The organism is Nocardia tenerifensis NBRC 101015 (genome assembly GCF_000308715.1).
Taxonomy (GTDB): domain Bacteria; phylum Actinomycetota; class Actinomycetes; order Mycobacteriales; family Mycobacteriaceae; genus Nocardia; species Nocardia tenerifensis.
Window position 1 is genome coordinate 1 of the sequence record NZ_BAGH01000609.1, and the last position, 17,441, is coordinate 17,441.

17 protein-coding genes are annotated in these 17,441 nt (G+C 65.3%); 15 read left to right on the forward strand and 2 right to left on the reverse strand.

The genetic code is table 11. The features are described from left to right. Window positions 1-347 (reverse strand): hypothetical protein (locus ON39_RS43290; RefSeq protein ID WP_218006207.1); only part of this gene is annotated, 347 nt, incomplete at its 3' end. Between the two features lie 449 nt (window positions 348-796). Between ON39_RS43290 and ON39_RS43295 the strand changes: the two genes are divergently transcribed. The 3 genes from ON39_RS43295 to ON39_RS43305 all read left to right on the forward strand — a co-directional run bounded on the left by ON39_RS43295 (window position 797) and on the right by ON39_RS43305 (window position 4,205). Then, window positions 797-2,185: a cytochrome P450 gene (locus tag ON39_RS43295; RefSeq protein ID WP_040742911.1), complete on the forward strand. Its 1,389-nt coding sequence runs from the start codon at window positions 797-799 to the stop codon at window positions 2,183-2,185. A gap of 749 nt (window positions 2,186-2,934) precedes the next feature. Next, entirely contained in the window at window positions 2,935-3,774 is an 840-nt protein-coding gene (locus ON39_RS43300; RefSeq protein ID WP_040742946.1) for an alpha/beta fold hydrolase, read from the forward strand. An 8-nt stretch (window positions 3,775-3,782) separates the two neighbouring features. Next, entirely contained in the window at window positions 3,783-4,205 is a 423-nt protein-coding gene (locus tag ON39_RS43305; protein WP_146251373.1) for a hypothetical protein, read from the forward strand. Between the two features lie 188 nt (window positions 4,206-4,393). On the opposite strand, the gene ON39_RS51635 is transcribed toward ON39_RS43305, so the two are convergent. Continuing rightward, the gene (locus ON39_RS51635; protein ID WP_110293942.1) at window positions 4,394-4,900 is read right to left on the reverse strand and encodes a response regulator transcription factor; all 507 of its coding nucleotides are present in this window, start codon (window positions 4,898-4,900) and stop codon (window positions 4,394-4,396) included. A 236-nt stretch (window positions 4,901-5,136) separates the two neighbouring features. On the opposite strand from ON39_RS51635, the gene ON39_RS43310 reads away from it, so the two are divergent. From ON39_RS43310 to ON39_RS43365, 12 genes are all read left to right on the forward strand, one after another. Continuing rightward, window positions 5,137-5,382: an acyl carrier protein gene (locus ON39_RS43310; protein WP_040742914.1), complete on the forward strand. Its 246-nt coding sequence runs from the start codon at window positions 5,137-5,139 to the stop codon at window positions 5,380-5,382. Between the two features lie 90 nt (window positions 5,383-5,472). Next, window positions 5,473-6,411 carry an acyl-CoA desaturase gene (locus ON39_RS43315; RefSeq protein ID WP_246003205.1) on the forward strand — a complete coding sequence of 313 codons (939 nt, stop codon included), beginning with the start codon at window positions 5,473-5,475 and terminating at the stop codon, window positions 6,409-6,411. Beyond that, entirely contained in the window at window positions 6,401-8,071 is a 1,671-nt protein-coding gene (locus ON39_RS43320) for an AMP-binding protein (protein WP_083895069.1), read from the forward strand. Before ON39_RS43315 ends, ON39_RS43320 begins: the two co-directional genes overlap by 11 nt. 23 nt (window positions 8,072-8,094) lie before the next feature. Then, on the forward strand, window positions 8,095-9,111 hold the full coding sequence (locus tag ON39_RS43325; protein WP_211336499.1) for an SDR family oxidoreductase: 1,017 nt from the start codon (window positions 8,095-8,097) through the stop codon (window positions 9,109-9,111). Continuing rightward, a complete protein-coding gene (locus tag ON39_RS43330; RefSeq protein ID WP_051187868.1) occupies window positions 9,108-10,040 on the forward strand; it encodes an SDR family NAD(P)-dependent oxidoreductase in 933 nt (310 codons plus the stop codon). Before ON39_RS43325 ends, ON39_RS43330 begins: the two co-directional genes overlap by 4 nt. Continuing rightward, window positions 10,033-10,893 (forward strand): SAM-dependent methyltransferase, encoded by an 861-nt coding sequence (locus tag ON39_RS43335; RefSeq protein ID WP_040742915.1) that lies wholly within the window; start codon window positions 10,033-10,035, stop codon window positions 10,891-10,893. The genes ON39_RS43330 and ON39_RS43335 overlap by 8 nt, the downstream gene beginning before the upstream one ends. Before the next feature lie 9 nt (window positions 10,894-10,902). Continuing rightward, the gene (locus ON39_RS43340) at window positions 10,903-12,264 is read left to right on the forward strand and encodes an NAD(P)/FAD-dependent oxidoreductase (protein ID WP_051187869.1); all 1,362 of its coding nucleotides are present in this window, start codon (window positions 10,903-10,905) and stop codon (window positions 12,262-12,264) included. Window positions 12,265-12,346: 82 nt separating this feature from the next. Then, window positions 12,347-13,081 carry an alpha/beta fold hydrolase gene (locus tag ON39_RS43345; RefSeq protein WP_063713489.1) on the forward strand — a complete coding sequence of 245 codons (735 nt, stop codon included), beginning with the start codon at window positions 12,347-12,349 and terminating at the stop codon, window positions 13,079-13,081. Between the two features lie 44 nt (window positions 13,082-13,125). Beyond that, on the forward strand, window positions 13,126-14,184 hold the full coding sequence (locus ON39_RS43350; protein WP_110293941.1) for an AfsA-related hotdog domain-containing protein: 1,059 nt from the start codon (window positions 13,126-13,128) through the stop codon (window positions 14,182-14,184). Beyond that, window positions 14,181-15,800: an FAD-dependent monooxygenase gene (locus tag ON39_RS43355; protein ID WP_051187871.1), complete on the forward strand. Its 1,620-nt coding sequence runs from the start codon at window positions 14,181-14,183 to the stop codon at window positions 15,798-15,800. The genes ON39_RS43350 and ON39_RS43355 overlap by 4 nt, the downstream gene beginning before the upstream one ends. A 9-nt stretch (window positions 15,801-15,809) precedes the next feature. Beyond that, entirely contained in the window at window positions 15,810-16,742 is a 933-nt protein-coding gene (locus tag ON39_RS43360) for a TIGR03621 family F420-dependent LLM class oxidoreductase (RefSeq protein WP_040742917.1), read from the forward strand. A 10-nt stretch (window positions 16,743-16,752) separates the two neighbouring features. Continuing rightward, complete coding sequence (locus ON39_RS43365; protein WP_040742919.1) at window positions 16,753-17,400, forward strand: HAD-IA family hydrolase; 648 nt, start codon at window positions 16,753-16,755, stop codon at window positions 17,398-17,400. The last annotated feature ends 41 nt before the right edge of the window (window positions 17,401-17,441 follow it).

Here is a 17,441-nt window from a genome sequence, read left to right on the forward strand (position 1 = left end):
ACCGCAGGACTTCTGCGCGGCCACCGCCACCGGGATTCCGGCTCAGACCGCCGATATTGCTCCCGAACCGCGATGAACCATTCGGCGGCGACTTGCGCTGCCCTGAGCGGGGCGATGTTATCGCGGCGCAGTCCGTCCGAGCCGGTGTCAATGCCCGCTTCGGCGAACCGAACACCGTCGTCGCCGAGGATGTCTGTCGGACTCCAGCCGCCACGGAGGGATACGCCGTCATAGTCGACACGCAGGATGTCACGGATGCGGCCGGTGTCGTCTTCGAAGTCGAGGGAGGCGATCACCCACAGCGTGCCGTCGTCATCCGCGTAGTACCAATCCTCGATGTCGGGCACTCGTGCTCGCAACGCGGCGAAGAACCTCAGTTCGTCGGAGGTTGGATCCTGAACGCGCACCGTGCCATTGTGTCCGATTTCTCCCCGTTGCGGTGGCCGCGACATACTGGGCAATTACGGTCCCAGTACTATCGAAATCCGCCAGCGAAGGGCGTAGTGTTCGTATCCCCCCTCCACGCACCATGAGAGCCGAAATCTCCTGCAAGACAAGGCGTTTAGTCTCTTCTTGTATCGGTAGGTGATTTGAACTCCACGAGACGGGTCACATCACCGAATGGTGTGGCCGAAGGAGTCCGGCCGGAGGGTTGTATCGCCCGCGCGGAACCCGAGCAGGTCGCGATGGTCGGGAACCTGCACCGGTGAAACACTCGACCCGGCCGCCGCGGGGGTTAACCAGTGGGGGCTCGACCGTCTACGGTGGATTGGACGTCGAAGGGAATTGTCGCGTTGTGAACGAGTTTCCGTACCCGCCTAACAGACTTCCCGTGCTCGGTGATGTGTTGTCGCTCAACCCCGGTAAGCCGGTTCAGTCGATGACTGAGCTTGCGGACAAGCTCGGTCCCGTCTATGAGTTGCGTTTCGGTCCGATGCGGATGGTGATCGTCAACAGTGCGGAACTCGCCGACGATGTGCAGTCGGAAGCCTTGTGGGAGAAGGAGTTCGGGCCGCCGATCCGGCGCCTGCGGAAGGTGGTCCGCACGGGGTTGATCGCTGCGGAGACCGAGGATCCGCAGTGGGGGGCCGCGCACCGCGTCCTCATGCCGGGGTTCAGCCGCGAGGCGATGCGCGGATACCACGAGACGATGGTGCAGGTGGTCGCTGAGCTGATACGTAGGTGGGAGCACGGCGGTGGTCCCGTCGACGTTGCGGGCGAAATGAGCTCCATGGCACTGGAAGTCATCGCACGCGCGGGTTTCGGACACAGCTTCACGAGGCTCGACGAGCCGCCTGCGGGCAACGGTCTGCCGGTCGTGAAACTGATGGTCGACGTGCTCCGGTACGCCAGTCGCCCGGTTTCGGTGAAGCTCGTCGATGCGACGATCGGTCGGATCGCCCTGTTGCGTCACCGGCGCAACGTCTCCGAGCTTCAGCGAATCGCCGACAACCTGATCGGCGATTGTCCGCCGGTGCCCGCCGGTTCGCCGAATCTGTTGCAGCGCATGAGGGATACGCCGGACCCGGACACCGGGCAACGGCTGTCGCGGACGGTCGTGCGAGACCAGGTGCTCACCTTTCTGATCGCCGGCCACGAAACCAGCGCGAACACCCTGACTTTCGCGCTGCACGCGCTGGGGGACCGGCCGGACATAGTCGAACGTGTGCGTGCGGAGATCGACGCTGTCGCCGGAGGCGACCCCGCGACGCTCACCTATGATCAGGTGGCGAAGCTGCAGTTTCTGCGTCGAGTTGTCGACGAGATCCTGCGACTGTGGCCGGTGGCGGGCGGGTACTTCCGGCGCCCCAAACAGGACACATACCTGGGGGAGCATCGCATCGGTCGTGGCGCATGGGTGTATGTGAATCTTCTTGCCGTACACCGTGATAAGCGCGCGTGGGGGCCCGACGCCGATCGGTTCGAACCGGATCGGTTCGCCCCGGGCGCTACCCCGCGGCGCACGGCGGGGGCGTACAAGCCGTTCGGCATCGGATTGCGTTCGTGTATCGGGCGCCAGTTCGCGATCCATGAAGTCATGCTGACCCTCGCGCACGTGCTGTACGCATTCGACTTGGAGCCGGATCCGAAGTATCGACTCTCGGTCGACGAGTTCGTGACGCTGAAACCGGCTGGGCTCAGGATGCGGATGCGTCCCCGGAATCAGCTTCGTGAAAGGCTATGACTAATGCCTCCCGCCGAGATGGTGACCGCGGTCGTCGCCCACACCGCGGCCAGGACCCGTCCGGTAATCAAGGCGGGCTTGGGGTGGCCCGACGAGCGGCCGGTCGGCTGAGATCGACCGGGCGCGACCATAACCGCGTCTGGCGGTCGTCACATCCACCGCGTCGACAATGGGACCACCGCGGCGGCGATACGCGATCAAACGCGATCCGCTGGTCGGTCGCCGCCTCGCGGGCACGCCGGTGACGGCTGTCGGCAATGTGCTGAACACCAGGTGAGTGGCGGCACGGGACAGAAAAGTTGATGTCCAAGACGAGAATAACGTGTGGATTCTTCTCTCCTGAAATAGTATTCGAGTTCAGACGAGGGGTGGGGTGCCGCGTGCGCAGCGTGTCGGCCTGCGTCGGACGGGGAGTGTCAGGTCTTGATGAGTTCGATTGACGAGCACGGCACGCAGGTGCTGCCGGATGGTGCGGGCACTGGAAGGAATCCGATACGGTGGTATCGGCGGCGTCGGCCCTGCTCCTCGAAGCCGATGACATCGCGTGCTCGGATTCCGCGAATCCGTGGCCGCACGGGGAAGATCACCGAGGACATCGCCGCCGTGGATGACGATCATTGCTCAACTCCGGCCGCGAACGTGGACGCGGCCGCGTGCGCGGTGCGTAAAGGACCCGGCCGCACGAGTGGTACCGGCCCCGGCGGGCCGAATTCGGTCCGCCCGAGGAATGAACACAGGAGGCAATGAAAATGTTCGAAGTGCAACTTCCAGCGGGCACCATCGAATACGAGGACACCGGTGGCGACGGACCGGTGCTGGTGTTCATTCACGGACTGCTGATGGACGGTTCGGGTTGGCGGCATGTGGTGGGCAAGCTGCGCACCGAATACCGATGTATCGTCCCGACGTGGCCGCTCGGCGGACATCGCAAACCCATGAACAAGGACGCGGATTTGTCCTTCCTCGGTATGGCCGGGTTGGTCGGGGACTTCCTCGACGCACTCGATCTGCGGAATGTCACGCTGGTCCAAAACGATTGGGGCGGTGCGCAGCTGCTGCTCGGCACGCGGGGCAGCGACCGCGTCGGCCGGCTCGTGCTGACCTCGTGCGAAGCGTTCGACAACTATCCGCCCAAGCCCGCACGCCTCATCGTCGCGGCCGCGAAGGTGCCCGGCGGGTTGCGTACCGCGATGGCGCTGCTCAATAGCCCGCTGGGACGGCGCGGACCCGCCACCTGGGGGTGGATGAGCAAGCGTCCGGTGCCGAGGGAGGTGATCGACGGCTGGTTCCGGCCGGCGACGGTCGATCGCGATATCCGGCGGGACCTGACCAAGTATCTGACCACGGTGCCGCCGCGCGCCACGCTGCTCGAGATCGCTCAGCGCAACGCGGCCTTCACCGGGCCGGTGCTGATCGCCTGGGCGGTCGAGGACAAGATGATGCCGATCGCATACGGCCGTCGCCTCGCCGAACTCTATCCCGACGCCCGGCTGGTGGAGATCGAGGACAGCTACACGCTGCTGGCCGAGGATCAGCCGGAGCGGCTCACCGAGGCCATCAGCGAGTTCCTAGGCGCCACGAGGTCATGATGGAAGCGGTGTCATCCCATACGAATGAATCGGCAACGGTCGGCGAGCGCCGAAAGCGGTTGCTGTTCATCGGCATTCTCGGATATCTGTTCGGCTATGGCACGCATTCGGTCGTGCACTGCGTGAGCCTGATGCACATGACGCCGATGCCGACGATTATCGCGGGATCACTTGCCTGGCTGCTGTTCGTCCTGCTGGTCGTGGCGGTCCGCCGCGGCCATCGACTCGCGGCCCAGGCCGAGGTGTTCCTCGGCGGTGTCACGCTGGCCGGGCTATTCGCCGTCCATCTGCTCCCGGACTGGGGGCCGTTCAGTATGCCGTGGTGGAACAGCGGCACAACGGTCGTCATGTGGCTGTCGCTGACGGCGGCGACGATCGGTTCCGTCATCATGATCATCGCGGGATGGCAGGCCCGCACCGCTGTTCGATAGCTAGGAGATCGGCCGCCCGCGATCTCCCGACGCCGATAATTCGTCGTCGGGAGATGTGGAAGTCTGTTCGCCGCAGCCCGCTCGGTCGGTGCGATGCGGGCTGCTTCGCGGAGGCCGGAACAGCGGGCTCGACGCCAGGAGATTCGCAGCGTCGGGGATGACCACGACCCCGGGCTCCGGCAGCTCGGTCAGATGAGTCCCATTCGGGCCGCGATGACGCCGGCTTCGAATCTGCTGCGCGCTCCGAGATGCCCCATGAGTTGGTGTGTCAAACGTCGAACCGTGCGCACCGATAAATTCATCCGACGAGCTGCGGCTTCGTCGGTGTGTCCCTCACAAAGCAGTCGAATGAGCACGAGCTCGCGTGCACTCGGCGGTGTATCTCGAACCACCATGCACCCCCTCATGACTAGTTCTGAATAGCCACCTGTCTGTCCGTGCTCCAAGGCGGCTGGCAGACCCCCGGTCGAACGTGCTGCCGACCCGATGTTATTTGCGATTCCGGGCGTTCGCAACCCGCATTGGAGCAAACCTGCAGCTTTACAGCTGAACTCTCCATTCGACCGGCTCTGCGGAATACGGGCAATCCGCTGGTAACCCTTTTTGCTTGCAGTCAATCTTGGGGGGTTTGCGTCATACCAATTCTCGAGATTCGTCGTGTATAATTTCAGCTCCTGTTCGCGGGAAGTGTCCATCGAATGGGAGACGTCGATTCTTGCCTCCCGGTCATGTTCGACGTGCGGGGGCAAGCCTCATTGGCGCATTGGCCGCAAGCGGCCATCCGGTTGCGCCGGTGCCGAGGTCATGTTGTAGTCGAATACAACATCGTCGGCGCGAATGAATTGTCGAACGGCCGACGTGCCATCGCCCGGGGCCTCCGGGCGCATTGTTGATCCGAACATCGGCACCACATCGAGGGGGCGGCAATCAAATGATCGAGCTCGAAGAACTCGTCATTCTTATTCGCAAACAACTGCGTGGCCGTCAGGATGAAATTCCACTGACCGAGGATACCGTGATCGCCGATATCGGTTTGTCCAGCCTGCAGTTCGCCGACATCGTCTTCACGCTGGAGGAGGAGTACGAGGTCGAGTTCGACCCGGCGAAGGCTGCCAGCGCCAAGACCGTCGGTGACGTGATCGCGGTTGCCAACTCCGCGATCGCCGCGAGTCTGTAGCGACCACGAACACAAGTCGAAATTGATGAGAGCCGAAGGATCGAGATGGACGGCCGTCGTCACCATGTATTCATTCTTCTGATATCGATCGTGCCCTTGCTCGGTGTTTTCGCGGCGATGATCTTGCTGTGGAACAGGTACTTCCATCTGTCGGACCTCGTCGCGTTCGTCGCGATGTATATCGTTGCGGGACTGGGCGTTTCGACGGGCTACCACCGGCTGTTCGCGCATCGCGCCTTCAAGACGAGCAGGCCTTTACGCATCTTCTTCGCCGTCGCCGGCTCGATCGGGGCGCAAGGCCCGGCGCTGATCTGGACGGCCCATCATCGCCGTCATCACCGAGTAGCCGATAAGGCCGGTGATCCGCACAGCCCCTATCTCGACCTGGAACCGGGCACCAAGGCCGGTCTCAAGGGCCTGTGGCACGCGCATCTCGGCTGGCTGTTCGACAAGGAGCTGACCTCGGACCCCGTGCGATACTGCCCGGACCTGGCCCGGGACAAGGACATTCGATGGGCCTCCAACAACTTCGCCTGGCTCGTCCTGCTCGGCATCGTGCTGCCCGGTTTCATCGGCCTTGCTGTCGGGCACACACCGGCGTCGTTCCTCACCGGCATGCTCTGGGGTGGGTTGGTCCGGATCTTCGTCGGTAACCACGCGACGTACGCGGTGAACTCGATCGGCCATGTCTTCGGGTCGCGCCGCTTCTCCACACCCGATGAATCGCGCAATAACGGCTGGCTCGCCGTCCTGTCCTTCGGGGAGAGCTGGCACAACAACCACCACGCGTTCCCACGCTCGGCGCGCCACGGGTTGCGCTGGTACGAACTGGACATCAGCGCGATCGTGATCAAGGTACTCGAGCAGCTCCACCTGGTGCACGACGTCATCCGAATCGACCGAGCTCGGCAGAGTCAGCGTCAAGCCGTGTGGGCGCCGACCGGCGGCGGCCGGTTCGCGCGCTCGACGCCGGCCAAGCCGCTCGCCGAATCGGCCACGAACACGGTGGGAATCGTCGATGTGGAGTAGCGACACCAGCGCGAACGGCCTGTGGCAAGGACTGCTCGGGCAGTCTCGTCCCCGGACGCACTCGCTGATGGCCTGGGAGAACGAAGGATACGTGCGCATCCCGTGGGCAGAGGTTGCCCAGCGCGCGCGGCACATGACCGCGGGACTGCGCCGGCGTGGTGTCGCGCCGGGGACCCGCGTCGCTTCGGTGCTGACCAACGGCTCGGACGTGGTGTCCGGGGTGCTCGGTATATGGCTTGCCGGTGGCGCCGTGGCTTCGTTGCCGGTGCCGTCCCGTGGCATGGGATTCGAGGAGTATCTCGCGTCCCTCGGGGTGATGTGCGAACAGCTGGATCCCCAGCTGGTGGTCCTGGACGCGGGGCTGCTCACCACCTTGCCCGAGTGGTTCACGGCCAGGTACCAGCTATGTAGTTGGCAGGATCTGCTCGGCTCGGGCGTGGTGGACGAGTGCCCGCCCGGCGATGCGGACGTCGCCTATATCCAGTATTCGTCGGGCAGTACCGGAGTGCCCAAAGGCTGCGTCCTGACGGCCGGGGCGATCGCTCGGCACATCGACATGTTGCTGTCGTGGATCGGTGTCCGCTTCGGCGGCGATGTGGTGTCATCCTGGTTGCCCCTGTCCCATGACATGGGAATGTTCGGAACATTGCTGTCCTCGTGGCAGAGCGACAATGACCTGTACTTGTCGACGCCCGAGCGGTTCTCGATGTCACCGCGCACCTGGTTCGGCGACATCGCGGAGTACGGCGGCACCATCACCGCCGGTACCAACACGGGTGTTTACTTGTCCGCCAGAGGATTTCGGCGTGGTGCACGTCCGCGCGGTGCCATCGACATGCGCACGTGCATCATCGGGGCCGAGCGAATCGAATGGCAGACATTGGCATTCGCGACGGAAGTGCTGGGCGGGTTCGGGCTGACACCCCGAATGTTCATGCCGGCCTACGGAATGGCCGAGGCCACCCTCGCGGTCACCGCTGCTCGACCGGACGAACCGCCGCGACGGATGACGGTGGACGCGGTCGAGCTGGCCAGAGGCGAACTGCGGCCGGTCGACAGCGATCACGAGTCGGCGACCAGCATTGTCAGCGCGGGCCGACCGCTGCACGGCGTCGGTGTCACTGTGCAGGGGGCGGACCGGATCGGCCGAATCCGCATCCAGTCCCCGAGTCTCGGGTCGGGGTACTGGAACTCCCCGGAGCTGACCGACGCCCACTTCCGTGACGGTGAATTGCTCACCAGTGACCTCGGATTCGTGGTCGAGGACAACCTCTATCTGGTCGGTCGTAGCGACGACATGATCAATATCGCGGGCCGGAAGGTCTACGCGCGCGGCGTCGAGGAGGCGATCGAGCAGGTCGAGGGAGTCCGACGTGGCTGTTCGACGCTGGTGGACCGGACGATCGGCGACCGTGCGGCGCTGACGCTGCTGCTGGAGTTGGACGCCGACACCACCGGCCATCGTGAGATCGCGGATCAGGCCGCCTCGGCCGCGATGTCGAAAGCCGCTGTCGCAGTGGACGAATGCTTGTTCCTCGCACGTGGCGCCCTGCCCAAGACGCCGAGCGGCAAGATCCAGCGCTATCGGTGCCGTCAACTGCTCGAGGGCGGCGAGCTCGACCCGTGGGCGGTCGTCAGCATGTCGAAAGGCGGATGGTGACCGTGTCCGGACAACGAAGAACAGTGCTGCTCACGGGTGCGTCCGGGGTTGTCGGTCGCGCGATCGCCTCGGAGCTGCGGGATCATCGGGTGATCGGCTTGGCGCACTCGGACCCGACCGCGGGTAGCGCGGAAGAGGTTGTGCTGGGCGATATCTCGCGCCCACGGTTCGGGCTCGACGCCGAAAGCTGGTCTGCCCTGGCCAAGACGGTCGACGTCATCGTGCACTCGGCGGCGCTCACCGAATGGGGTCAGCCCGACGAGCGCTACCGGCGGATCAATATCGATGGCACCGCTCATGTCGCCGAGCTCGCGCAGGCCGTCGATGCGCCGGTGCACTACGTCGGCACGTGCTTCGTCCGGGCGATCGAACTCGGTCGGGTGAGCGAACTCTCGGATGGCAACGTCGTTCGTCCCTACATCGCGTCGAAGCTGCGCGCCGAACAAGTACTGGCGGACAGCGGTGTTCGGTATTCGGTGTACCGCCCGACCAACCTGGTGGGTGACTCGCGGACCGGGGCCAGTTTCCGGCCGCAGATCGTTCAGATGATGTCGCAATGGATCTGCCGGGGAAAAGCGCCGTTCTTCCCGCTGCACGCGGGCAACCCGATCGATCTGCTCGCACTGGATACCACCGCTATGGCGATCGCACGTGCGGTCGAGGCTGATGACCTCGGACGAATCTACTGGCTGACCAGCGGGCAAGACGCGCTGAAGGTCGACGATGCCCTGAATGTCGTGCTGGCCCACGCGAGTTCGCGCGGCAAACCCATCTCCGCGCCGCCGGTGCTCGATCCCGGCGCCATCGATGCCGCTGCCTGGAGCCGGGTTTCGGCGACGTCGAAGGCGTTCATCAAGGTGCTGATCGATGTCAGTGAGGTCACGCGTGCGTGCGGTGGTGTGCTGCCGAGTTCCCTGCCCGAGCTGACCAGCCGCTACGGACTTCCCGCGGTGTCGGTGGCCGAGGCGTATCGGAAGAGCTTGGAGTTCTGGGCCGGAGAGCGTGCGTCGTCGCGCCGGACAACCGAGGAGTTCGTGTGAGTTTTCACTATGTCGGCTGGGCGCCGCCGGATCTGCGCGGCACGATCGCATTGGTCACGGGCGCGAGCCGAGGGGTCGGGCGTGGCGTCGCGCTGGCCCTCGGCGAGGCCGGTGCGACGGTATACGTGACAGGTCGCAGCCGGGCCGGAAGCGCGACCGAAGAACTGCCGGGGACGGTGGCCGAGACCGCGACCGAGGTCTCCCGACGTGGTGGCCGCGGCATCGCGCTCGTCTGTGATCATTTCGACGACGACGCGACCGCAGGCGTTTTCCGATCCATCGGGAAAGAGCAAGGGCGCCTTGATGTTCTGGTGAACAACGCCTGGGCGGGCTATGAGCGCGGTACGGAGGCGAAGTTCGACGCGCCGTTCTGGCAGCAGCCGATGTGGCGGTGGGATCTGTTCGAGAAGTCGCTGCGCGGTCAGTACTACGCGGCTCGGTTGGCCGTCCCGCTCATGCAGGCGGCCGGCACGGGACTGATCGCCAACATGTCGTTCACCAATGGTGATACCTACCTCGGCCAAGTCGCCTACGACATCTCGAAGACGAGCTCGGATCGAATGGTGGTCGGCATGGCCTACGACCTGCGAAAGACCTCGATCACCGCGGTGTCGCTGCACCCCGGCCTGGTTCGCACCGAACGGGTCGACGCGGCGTGGCAGGCGCTGGGCGCCGGCCCCGCGGCCGTGGCGCATTCCCCGGAGTATGTGGGCAGGGCGGTGGCCTCGTTGCTGGGGGATCCGGAGCGGCATCGCTGGTCGGGCCAGAAGCTCGCGGTCGGTGACCTGGCGCAGGCCTACTCCTTCGATGATGTCGACGGCAGGCGTCCGGGTGCTTTCCAGCTCGAAGGCCGGATGACCTTGGCGACGCGCATGCAGCGGCTCAACGGCATCGTCGCGTCGACGCGGGCGGAGGCGACCGTTGACTGAATACGACGGCGCTTCGACCGCCGCGATCCAGCGCCACTACGACCTCGGCAACGATTTCTACGCGCTCTGGCTCGACAAGAACCAGATCTACTCGTGCGCAATGTGGTCCGAGCAGGACACGCTGGAACAGGCTCAGCTGGCGAAGCTCGACTACTTGATCGCGGGCGCGCGGGCATCGGGGGTCAAGCGGGTGCTCGACGTCGGTTGCGGGTGGGGCGCGCTGCTGCGTCGACTGGCCGGTGTCTACGGTGTCGAACAGGCGGTCGGCCTCACGCTCAGTCGGGCGCAGTACGAGCACATTTCGGCGGGATCGGAGCCCGGGGTCGAAGCGCGGCTGGAGAACTGGATCGAGCACCAGCCGGACGAACCGTACGACGCCATCATATCGATCGGCGCCTTCGAGCACTTCGCCGAGTACGGGATGTCGCGCGCCGAACGTATCGCGGCCTACCGCACGTTCTTCGCCAGGTGCCAGGAATGGCTGCCGACGGGCGGCAGGCTGGCACTGCAGACAATCGTCAAGGGCAACAACACGAAGATGTCGCGCCAGACGGTGCGTGACCTGCTTTTCATCATCGACCGGATCTTCACCGAATCGGAGTTGCCCTGGCTCTCGGAGATCTTCGAGGCCTCGGAACGACTGTTCGATGTCATCACGGTGACCAACGACGCCGATGACTATGCCCGCACCTGCGCGGCCTGGCGTGCGCGGATGGACGCGCGCGCCGCCGAGGCGCGGGCCCTGGTCGGCGACGACGCGGTCGCCGACTATCAGCGCTACCTGACCGCGTCGAGCGAGGCCTTCTCGGATCGCCACATCGGTTTGGCGCGAATCATTTTCGAGAAAAGGTAACGGAGTCCGGTGGTTGCTTCAGTACCGACCCGAGCGGCCGTTGGCCAGCGGGGAATCACCTACGGTGTCTTCTGGCGCGAGACCGAGGAGGTCTTCTACGGTCCGTCGCTGTCCGGCGAGCACGCCGCGGACGTCTGCATCATCGGCGGTGGCTACACCGGGTTGTGGACGGCCCACTATCTGAAGAAGGCCGAACCCGGACTCCGGATCGTCGTCCTCGAGTCCGACTACGCGGGTTCGGGAGCATCCGGTCATGGTGACGGGTTCATGACGCCGACGATCGGGCACAACCTGACGAGTCTGCTCGAGGCCTACGGGTCCGATCGCGCGAAGCTCGCCTACACAGTGGTGGGGAAGTCGATCCTCGAGGTGCAGCGGTTCGCGGCCAAACACGGGATCGACGCGCAGATCGAGCCGACCGGGTATCTCAACGTCGCGACGAACGCGCGACAACTGCGCATGTTGGAACGCGACCTGGGCCTGATCGATCGTCTGGGTGCTGACTCCCTGCCCGAACTGTTGGACGCGCGCGGGATTCGGGCTCGCGTCGACAGCCCCGCGCTGCTGGGTGGTTTCGAAGTCGGTGGGGCGATGGTGAACCCGCATCGCCTGGTGCGCGGCCTGAGCCGGGTCGTACGAACCCAAGGGGTCGAGATCTTCGAGCGGTCTCCGGCGACCAGCGTGGCGAAGCGACCCGCGGGCTTTCGCGTGCATACCCCGCTGGGAGCGGTATCGGCCGGTCGTGTCGTATACGCGACCAACGCCTACCAGCATCAGTTCCCTGAATTGCGAGCGATGGTGCGGCCGATGTGGAGCTACGCCATCGTTACCGAGCCGTTGACGCCGACGCAGTTGGCGAGCCTGCAGTGGCCGGGTCGGGAGGGCTTCGTGGAAGCGCGCAACCTGATCGCCTTCGCGCGGCTCACCGCACAGAACCGGCTGCTGGTCGGCGGCGGTCCGGTTCCGTATCACTACGGCCGGGACATGGCGGACACGCATCTGCGCGCTCGCCGTCCGCGGCGATACCTGACCGGGTTGCTCGGCAAGTACTTTCCGACGCTGCGTGATCTGCGGGTCACCCACGCGTACGGAGGATGTATCGACATGACCCCGGACTTGGTGCCGCACGTGGGTCGTCTGCGCAACGGGGCGCTGTACGCGCACGGCTACTGCGGCAACGGGGTGGCCTTCACCAACACGGTCGGAAAGGTGATGCGAGATCTGGTTCTCGATCGCGAGACCACCTACACAGACCTGATGTTCGTCGGGCCGCAACATCGTGTGTACCCCGCCGAGCCACTCGCTTGGCTGAAGGCCAGGATGCACGACCTGGAAATGCGGGTCCAGGACTGCTGGCCTGCCCTCCCATAGCACTTCTCGTCGGGAGTCGCTCCCGGCGAGGCGAATTCGGCGTCGGCCGTGACGTCGACACAGCAGAAAGGTTTGAAACACCATGAAACCAGTGGTTGTCTACGTCCACGGTGCCTTCATCTCCGACAGCACGTGGTGGTGGAGTTTCGTCGCGGAGAAGCTTCGCGCGCACGGGATCGAAAGCCGCGCAGTCGATTTGCCGAGTTGCGGTCCCGCGGGCCCACTCGGGACGCTCGCCGACGATGTCGATGCGGTCCGCAAGGTCATCGCGGAGGTCGATACGCCGGTGATCCTCGTCGGGCATTCCTACGGCGGGGCGGTCATCTCGGCTGCCGCGGTCGACCAGCCGAGCGTGCGGCATCTCGTCTACATCAGCGCGGTGGTGCCCGAGGGCACTTCGGTCGTGGACTGCGGGTTCATTCCCGAGGATCAGGTCCCGGAGCTCGACATCCGGGAGGACGGCACGGTCAGCGAAGGTCCGCAGCACTTCAAGAGCCGCGTGCTGGAGAGCCTGCCGACCCCGGAGATGACCGAGGAGGCGGTGAGCAGGCTGACCCGCCAGTCGGTCGCGTCCTTCACCGATATCGCGAGCGGCGAGGCCTGGCGCACCGTCGCCTCCAGCTACATCATCACGCAGTTCGACGCCGATGTGCCGGTTTCGGCGCAGCGCGCGCACGCCGCCCGTACCGGCACAGTCCACGAGGTGCCGACCAATCACTTCGCCCACCTCGAACGCCCGGACCTGGTGGCGGAGATCCTGCTCGGCATCGCCGCCGCGGACACGGAAGCCACTGCGGCCGAGGCGACTTCGGCCTGACGGACGTGCGGGCGGTCGGCGGTGAGGTGAGAAACGGGGAAAGCATGGTTTCGACAAGACTCGAGCATCGAGTCCTCGATAGGTTCGTCACGGCGGATCGAGGCGTTGCCGAGCTGCGGAAGCTGGTCGATCATCGGCAGACTGTTCCCCGGGAACTGACGCACCGCCGATCGGTATCGGAAGTGTTCGTGTGCGACCGCGCTCGCATCGCGCCCGAGCTGTTCGTGATCGCCGTCCAGCTGCCACGGGCGCATTCGCTCTGGTCGGACGGGCATTACGAATATCACGACACCTTGATGGCTGCCGAAGCCGTCCGTCAGGCGGCGATCATGTCCGGGCATGACTTCTTCGAGATCGCGCCCGAAACCGTCATGGTGGCACGGTCTTTCGACCTGGCGGTGCTGAGTCCCGACGCGTTCCGTGATGATCGGCGAAACCCGCTGGAAGGGGTTCTGCTGTTCGCGTTGACGCCGCAGCACGCGGTCGACGGGCCAACCGGACTGACCTTCGAGACCGTGCTGCTGATCGGTGACGCACCGGCCATGACCATGTCGGGGTCGCTGATGTTCGCGGCGGCGTCCGACTTCGCCCTCGTGCGGGCCATGGCGCGAGCTCAGCTCGGCGAGCGTGGGGAGCATGCGGTCACGGCGCCGGCGGGGGAGGTTCCCGCACCCGAGCTGGTCGGACGGGATTCGCCGCGGCACGTAGCGATCCGGGCTGTCGCCGAACCCGCTGGGATAGACCGTATTTCGGTGCTCGTGGACCCGGCGGACGCGGCGTTCTTCGATCATCCGCTGGATCATGTTCCGGGACAGCTGATCACGGAGGCGGTACGCCAAGCGGCTACCTGGAGCGTATGTGCCAGGAGTACCGACGGGGCAGGCGGTGTGCCGATGGTGACCCGCGGCCGCGCGGCGTTCGACGGGTTCGCCGAGCTCGACGTGCCCACCGAGCTGGAATTGACGGTCAAGGCGCTCGGCGCGGCGCAGACGTATCAGGTCGACGCCACGGTGGTGCAGTGGGGCAAGCACATCGGCGCTGTCGCAATGGAACTGGAGTTCAGGTCGGATGCCGGCCGAGCCGCGAACGGAGAACGGTCATGAACGAGCGGGTCGATGTGCTGATCGTAGGGGCGGGCCCGTCCGGGCTCACGCTCGCCTGCGAGCTGATCTCCCAGGGGATTTCGTTTCGAATAATCGACAAATCGATGAGTTCGACGAAGGCCTCCCGCGCGATCGGCATCTCCGCCCGTGCGCTGGAGGTGCTGCACCACTTCGGCGCCGCGGAGCAGTTGGTGGAGCGCGGCGTGCGTTGCGGGCATGCCCACTTCCACTCCGGCGCCCGGCAAACCGCCAAGATCTCGGCGGAGACCGTGCGGCACTGTCGTTTTCCGTTCATGCTGTCGGTCCCGCAATCGGCGACCGAGGAGGTGCTCGAGCGCCGGTTGACCGAGCTCGGTGGCACCGTCGAGCGGGGTGTCGAGTTGGTAGGGCTCGACATTCGCACCGACAGCGTCATCGCGACGGTGGCCGCCGCCGACGGTGCGTCCGAGGAGCCGGTGACGGCGGGCTGGGTGGTCGGGGCCGACGGATCGCACAGCGCTGTGCGGAAATTCGCCGGGATCCCGTTCGATACCCAGGAAGCACCCGAGACGTTCATGATCGTCGATGTGTTCGGTGAGCGCTCGTCGACCGACGCAGGCCACTACTACTTCCACCCCGACGGAATGGCTCTCATAGCGCCGCTTCCGGACGGCTCGTTCCGATTGGCGGCGACGGTGCACGGCGCGCAGGGGCGCGCGACGACCTTGGAATATGTCCAGGAACTGTTCGATCGTCGAACCGGCTCGGGGATTCGCGTGCGGGAGCTACGCGATGCCGGTTGGGGCGTCGCCACGGTCAAGGTGCGTACCGGGATAGCGTCGCGGTACCGGTCGGGCCGGTGTCTGATCGTCGGCGACGCCGCGCACAGCTACGGCCCGCTCGGCGGGCAGGGCATGAATGGCGGCATTCAGGACTCCTGCAATTTGGCGTGGAAACTCGCCTTGGTCTGCCGCGGCGTCGCCGGCGAGTCCCTGCTGGACAGCTACGAGAAGGAACGATTGCACGGGGCGTCCCTCGCGATGCGGGCCGCCACCTCCCAGACGAGGTTGGCCACCATCCGGCCGCGTGTCGTGCGGTACCTCCGTGACGCGTTGCTGGGTCTCGGCACCGTCACCGGCCTGCTGGACCGCCTTCTCATACCGACATTGACGCAGCTCTCGATCGGTTATCCAGCCGAAGCGCTGCCCGGCGCCGACCAGGCTGCGTCCGCACAGGCCGGGCGTCGCGTGCCCGATGTAGCGATCTCGGCGACCGTTCGGGTGCACGATCTCCTGCAGCCGGGCCGATTCACGGCGCTTGTCGTCGGGGCGAGGCCGACGGATTCTTCCGAGATCGAGGGCATCGCAAAGCATTTCGAAGCTCGGCACCGAGGTTTGGTGTCTCCCGTCGTACTCGGCCGAGAAGCGATCGCGCTGTCCCTCGACGGCATCGAGCAGCACGTGGACGCCGACGGCGTCGTGCACGCCGAGTTGGCTGTCGGCCGGCCATCCGTCCTGCTGGTGCGCCCGGACGGACGACTCGCCGCTCGGCGAAGCCTGTCGAAGGCTGAAGAATTGAGCAGCGTTCTGGATCAGGTTCTCGGTTCGACGGCGCCACTGGTCGCCGCGACTCGGTGAGGGGGAATCTTGAGCAGAACCTTTCGGTTCGGCGTGCAGGCGAGTGGGGCGTACACCGCCGGCGCGTGGCGGGACAAGGCCCGCGAGGCCGAGGCGCTCGGCTACTCGAGCCTGCTGATACCGGATCACCTCGATACCCAGTGGGGCCCGCTGGTTTCGATGACGGTCGCGGCCGAGGCGACCGAGCGTTTGACGGTCGGAACCCTGGTACTCGCGAACGACTACCGCAATCCCGTTGTGCTCGCCAAGGAGATCGCGACCCTGGACGTGGTGTCCGGCGGTCGCGTCGAGTTCGGCATCGGTGCGGGGTGGCGTGAAATGGACTACCGCGCTGCCGGATTGACGTTCGATCCCGCGGCCGAGCGAATCGATCGACTGGGCGAGAGCTTGGCCGTCTTGAAGGATATCTGGGCAACCGCCTCGGTCCGGCGCACCGGCTCGCACTACGCGGTGAACACGAATTACGGTCACCCGCAACCGGTTTCGTTGCCACACCCGCCGATCCTGATAGGTGGTGGTGGAAAGCGGATGCTGACCCTCGCTGCCCGCGAGGCCGACATCGTCGGCGTCAACCCCAAGATGTCCTCGGGCCGAATGGATTCCGGTGCGGGCCGGGCCGCGGTCGACGATGCGTTCGACGAGCGCATCGGCTGGATCCGGGACGCGGCCGGGGATCGGTGGGGCGACATCGAGCTCCAATGCCTGGTGGTGACGTGCCGGATCACCACCGATCGCGAGGCCTCCGTGCGGACCTACGCCAAGGCCATCGGGATGACCGAGGACGAGTTCGGCGCCACGCCGATGGCGCTGGTGGGAAGTGTCGATGAGATCTGCGACCAACTGCTCGAGCATCGCGAACGCTGGGGATTCACCTACTGGGTGATCTCCGATGGCGCGGCGCGCGCGTTCGCCCCCGTGGTAGCCCGGCTGGCCGGAAGATAGGCCGGCTTCGATGAGTATCGGCGTGCCTGCGAGACCGGCGGTCTGGTGTGATTTCGCGGGGGTGCTCACCGCCCCTGTCACCGACACGTTCACTACCTTCTGTGCCAAAATCCGTGTGCGCCCTGAATTTCTGATGGCGTCGATGCTCGCGGTTGCCCGCGAGTTCGGTACCGATGACATCATGCTGCCCCTGGATACTCCGTTGCTCAGCGGTATCCAGTGGGTGCGCGAGATGGAGTCGGTGCTGGCGCGTGATTTCGCAACGAATGTCGATCTGTCGCGGTTCGCCGAGCTCTGGTTCGCCGAGCGTCCGCCGAACACGGCCATGATCGATTTCGTGCGGACACTGCGTGCCGAGGGCGTTTTCGTCGGCATGGTGTCGAACATGCCGCCGGACTTCGATCCGTACTGGCGCGCGATCGTCGAACCCGAGCTGTTCGACGAAGTCATTCTCTCCTACGAAGTCGGGTGCCGAAAACCTGATCGCGATATCTACGAACTCTGCGCTGTGAAAGCATCGGTACCTGCCACATCGTGTGTGCTGATCGATGACCTCGCGGTCAATTGCCGCGGTGCCGTCGACAACGGTTGGCAGGCTGTCGAGTTCAAAGATACCGACGACGCGATTACGCGTGTCAGGGAGGCGGTTGGTCTGTGAACAGGGTTGACGTGGTGCTGGATCGCTTACGGTCCTTTGTG

Excerpts from the sequence above, each read along its gene's own strand:
- ON39_RS43300 (WP_040742946.1), top strand. The coding sequence starts at position 2,935 with ATGTTCGAAGTGCAACTTCCAGCGGGCACCATCGAATACGAGGACACC.
- ON39_RS51635 (WP_110293942.1), bottom strand. The coding sequence starts at position 4,900 with ATGGACACTTCCCGCGAACAGGAGCTGAAATTATACACGACGAATCTC.
- ON39_RS43310 (WP_040742914.1), top strand. The coding sequence starts at position 5,137 with ATGATCGAGCTCGAAGAACTCGTCATTCTTATTCGCAAACAACTGCGT.
- ON39_RS43320 (WP_083895069.1), top strand. The coding sequence starts at position 6,401 with ATGTGGAGTAGCGACACCAGCGCGAACGGCCTGTGGCAAGGACTGCTC.
- ON39_RS43345 (WP_063713489.1), top strand. The coding sequence starts at position 12,347 with ATGAAACCAGTGGTTGTCTACGTCCACGGTGCCTTCATCTCCGACAGC.
- ON39_RS43350 (WP_110293941.1), top strand. The coding sequence starts at position 13,126 with ATGGTTTCGACAAGACTCGAGCATCGAGTCCTCGATAGGTTCGTCACG.
- ON39_RS43355 (WP_051187871.1), top strand. The coding sequence starts at position 14,181 with ATGAACGAGCGGGTCGATGTGCTGATCGTAGGGGCGGGCCCGTCCGGG.
- ON39_RS43365 (WP_040742919.1), top strand. The coding sequence starts at position 16,753 with ATGAGTATCGGCGTGCCTGCGAGACCGGCGGTCTGGTGTGATTTCGCG.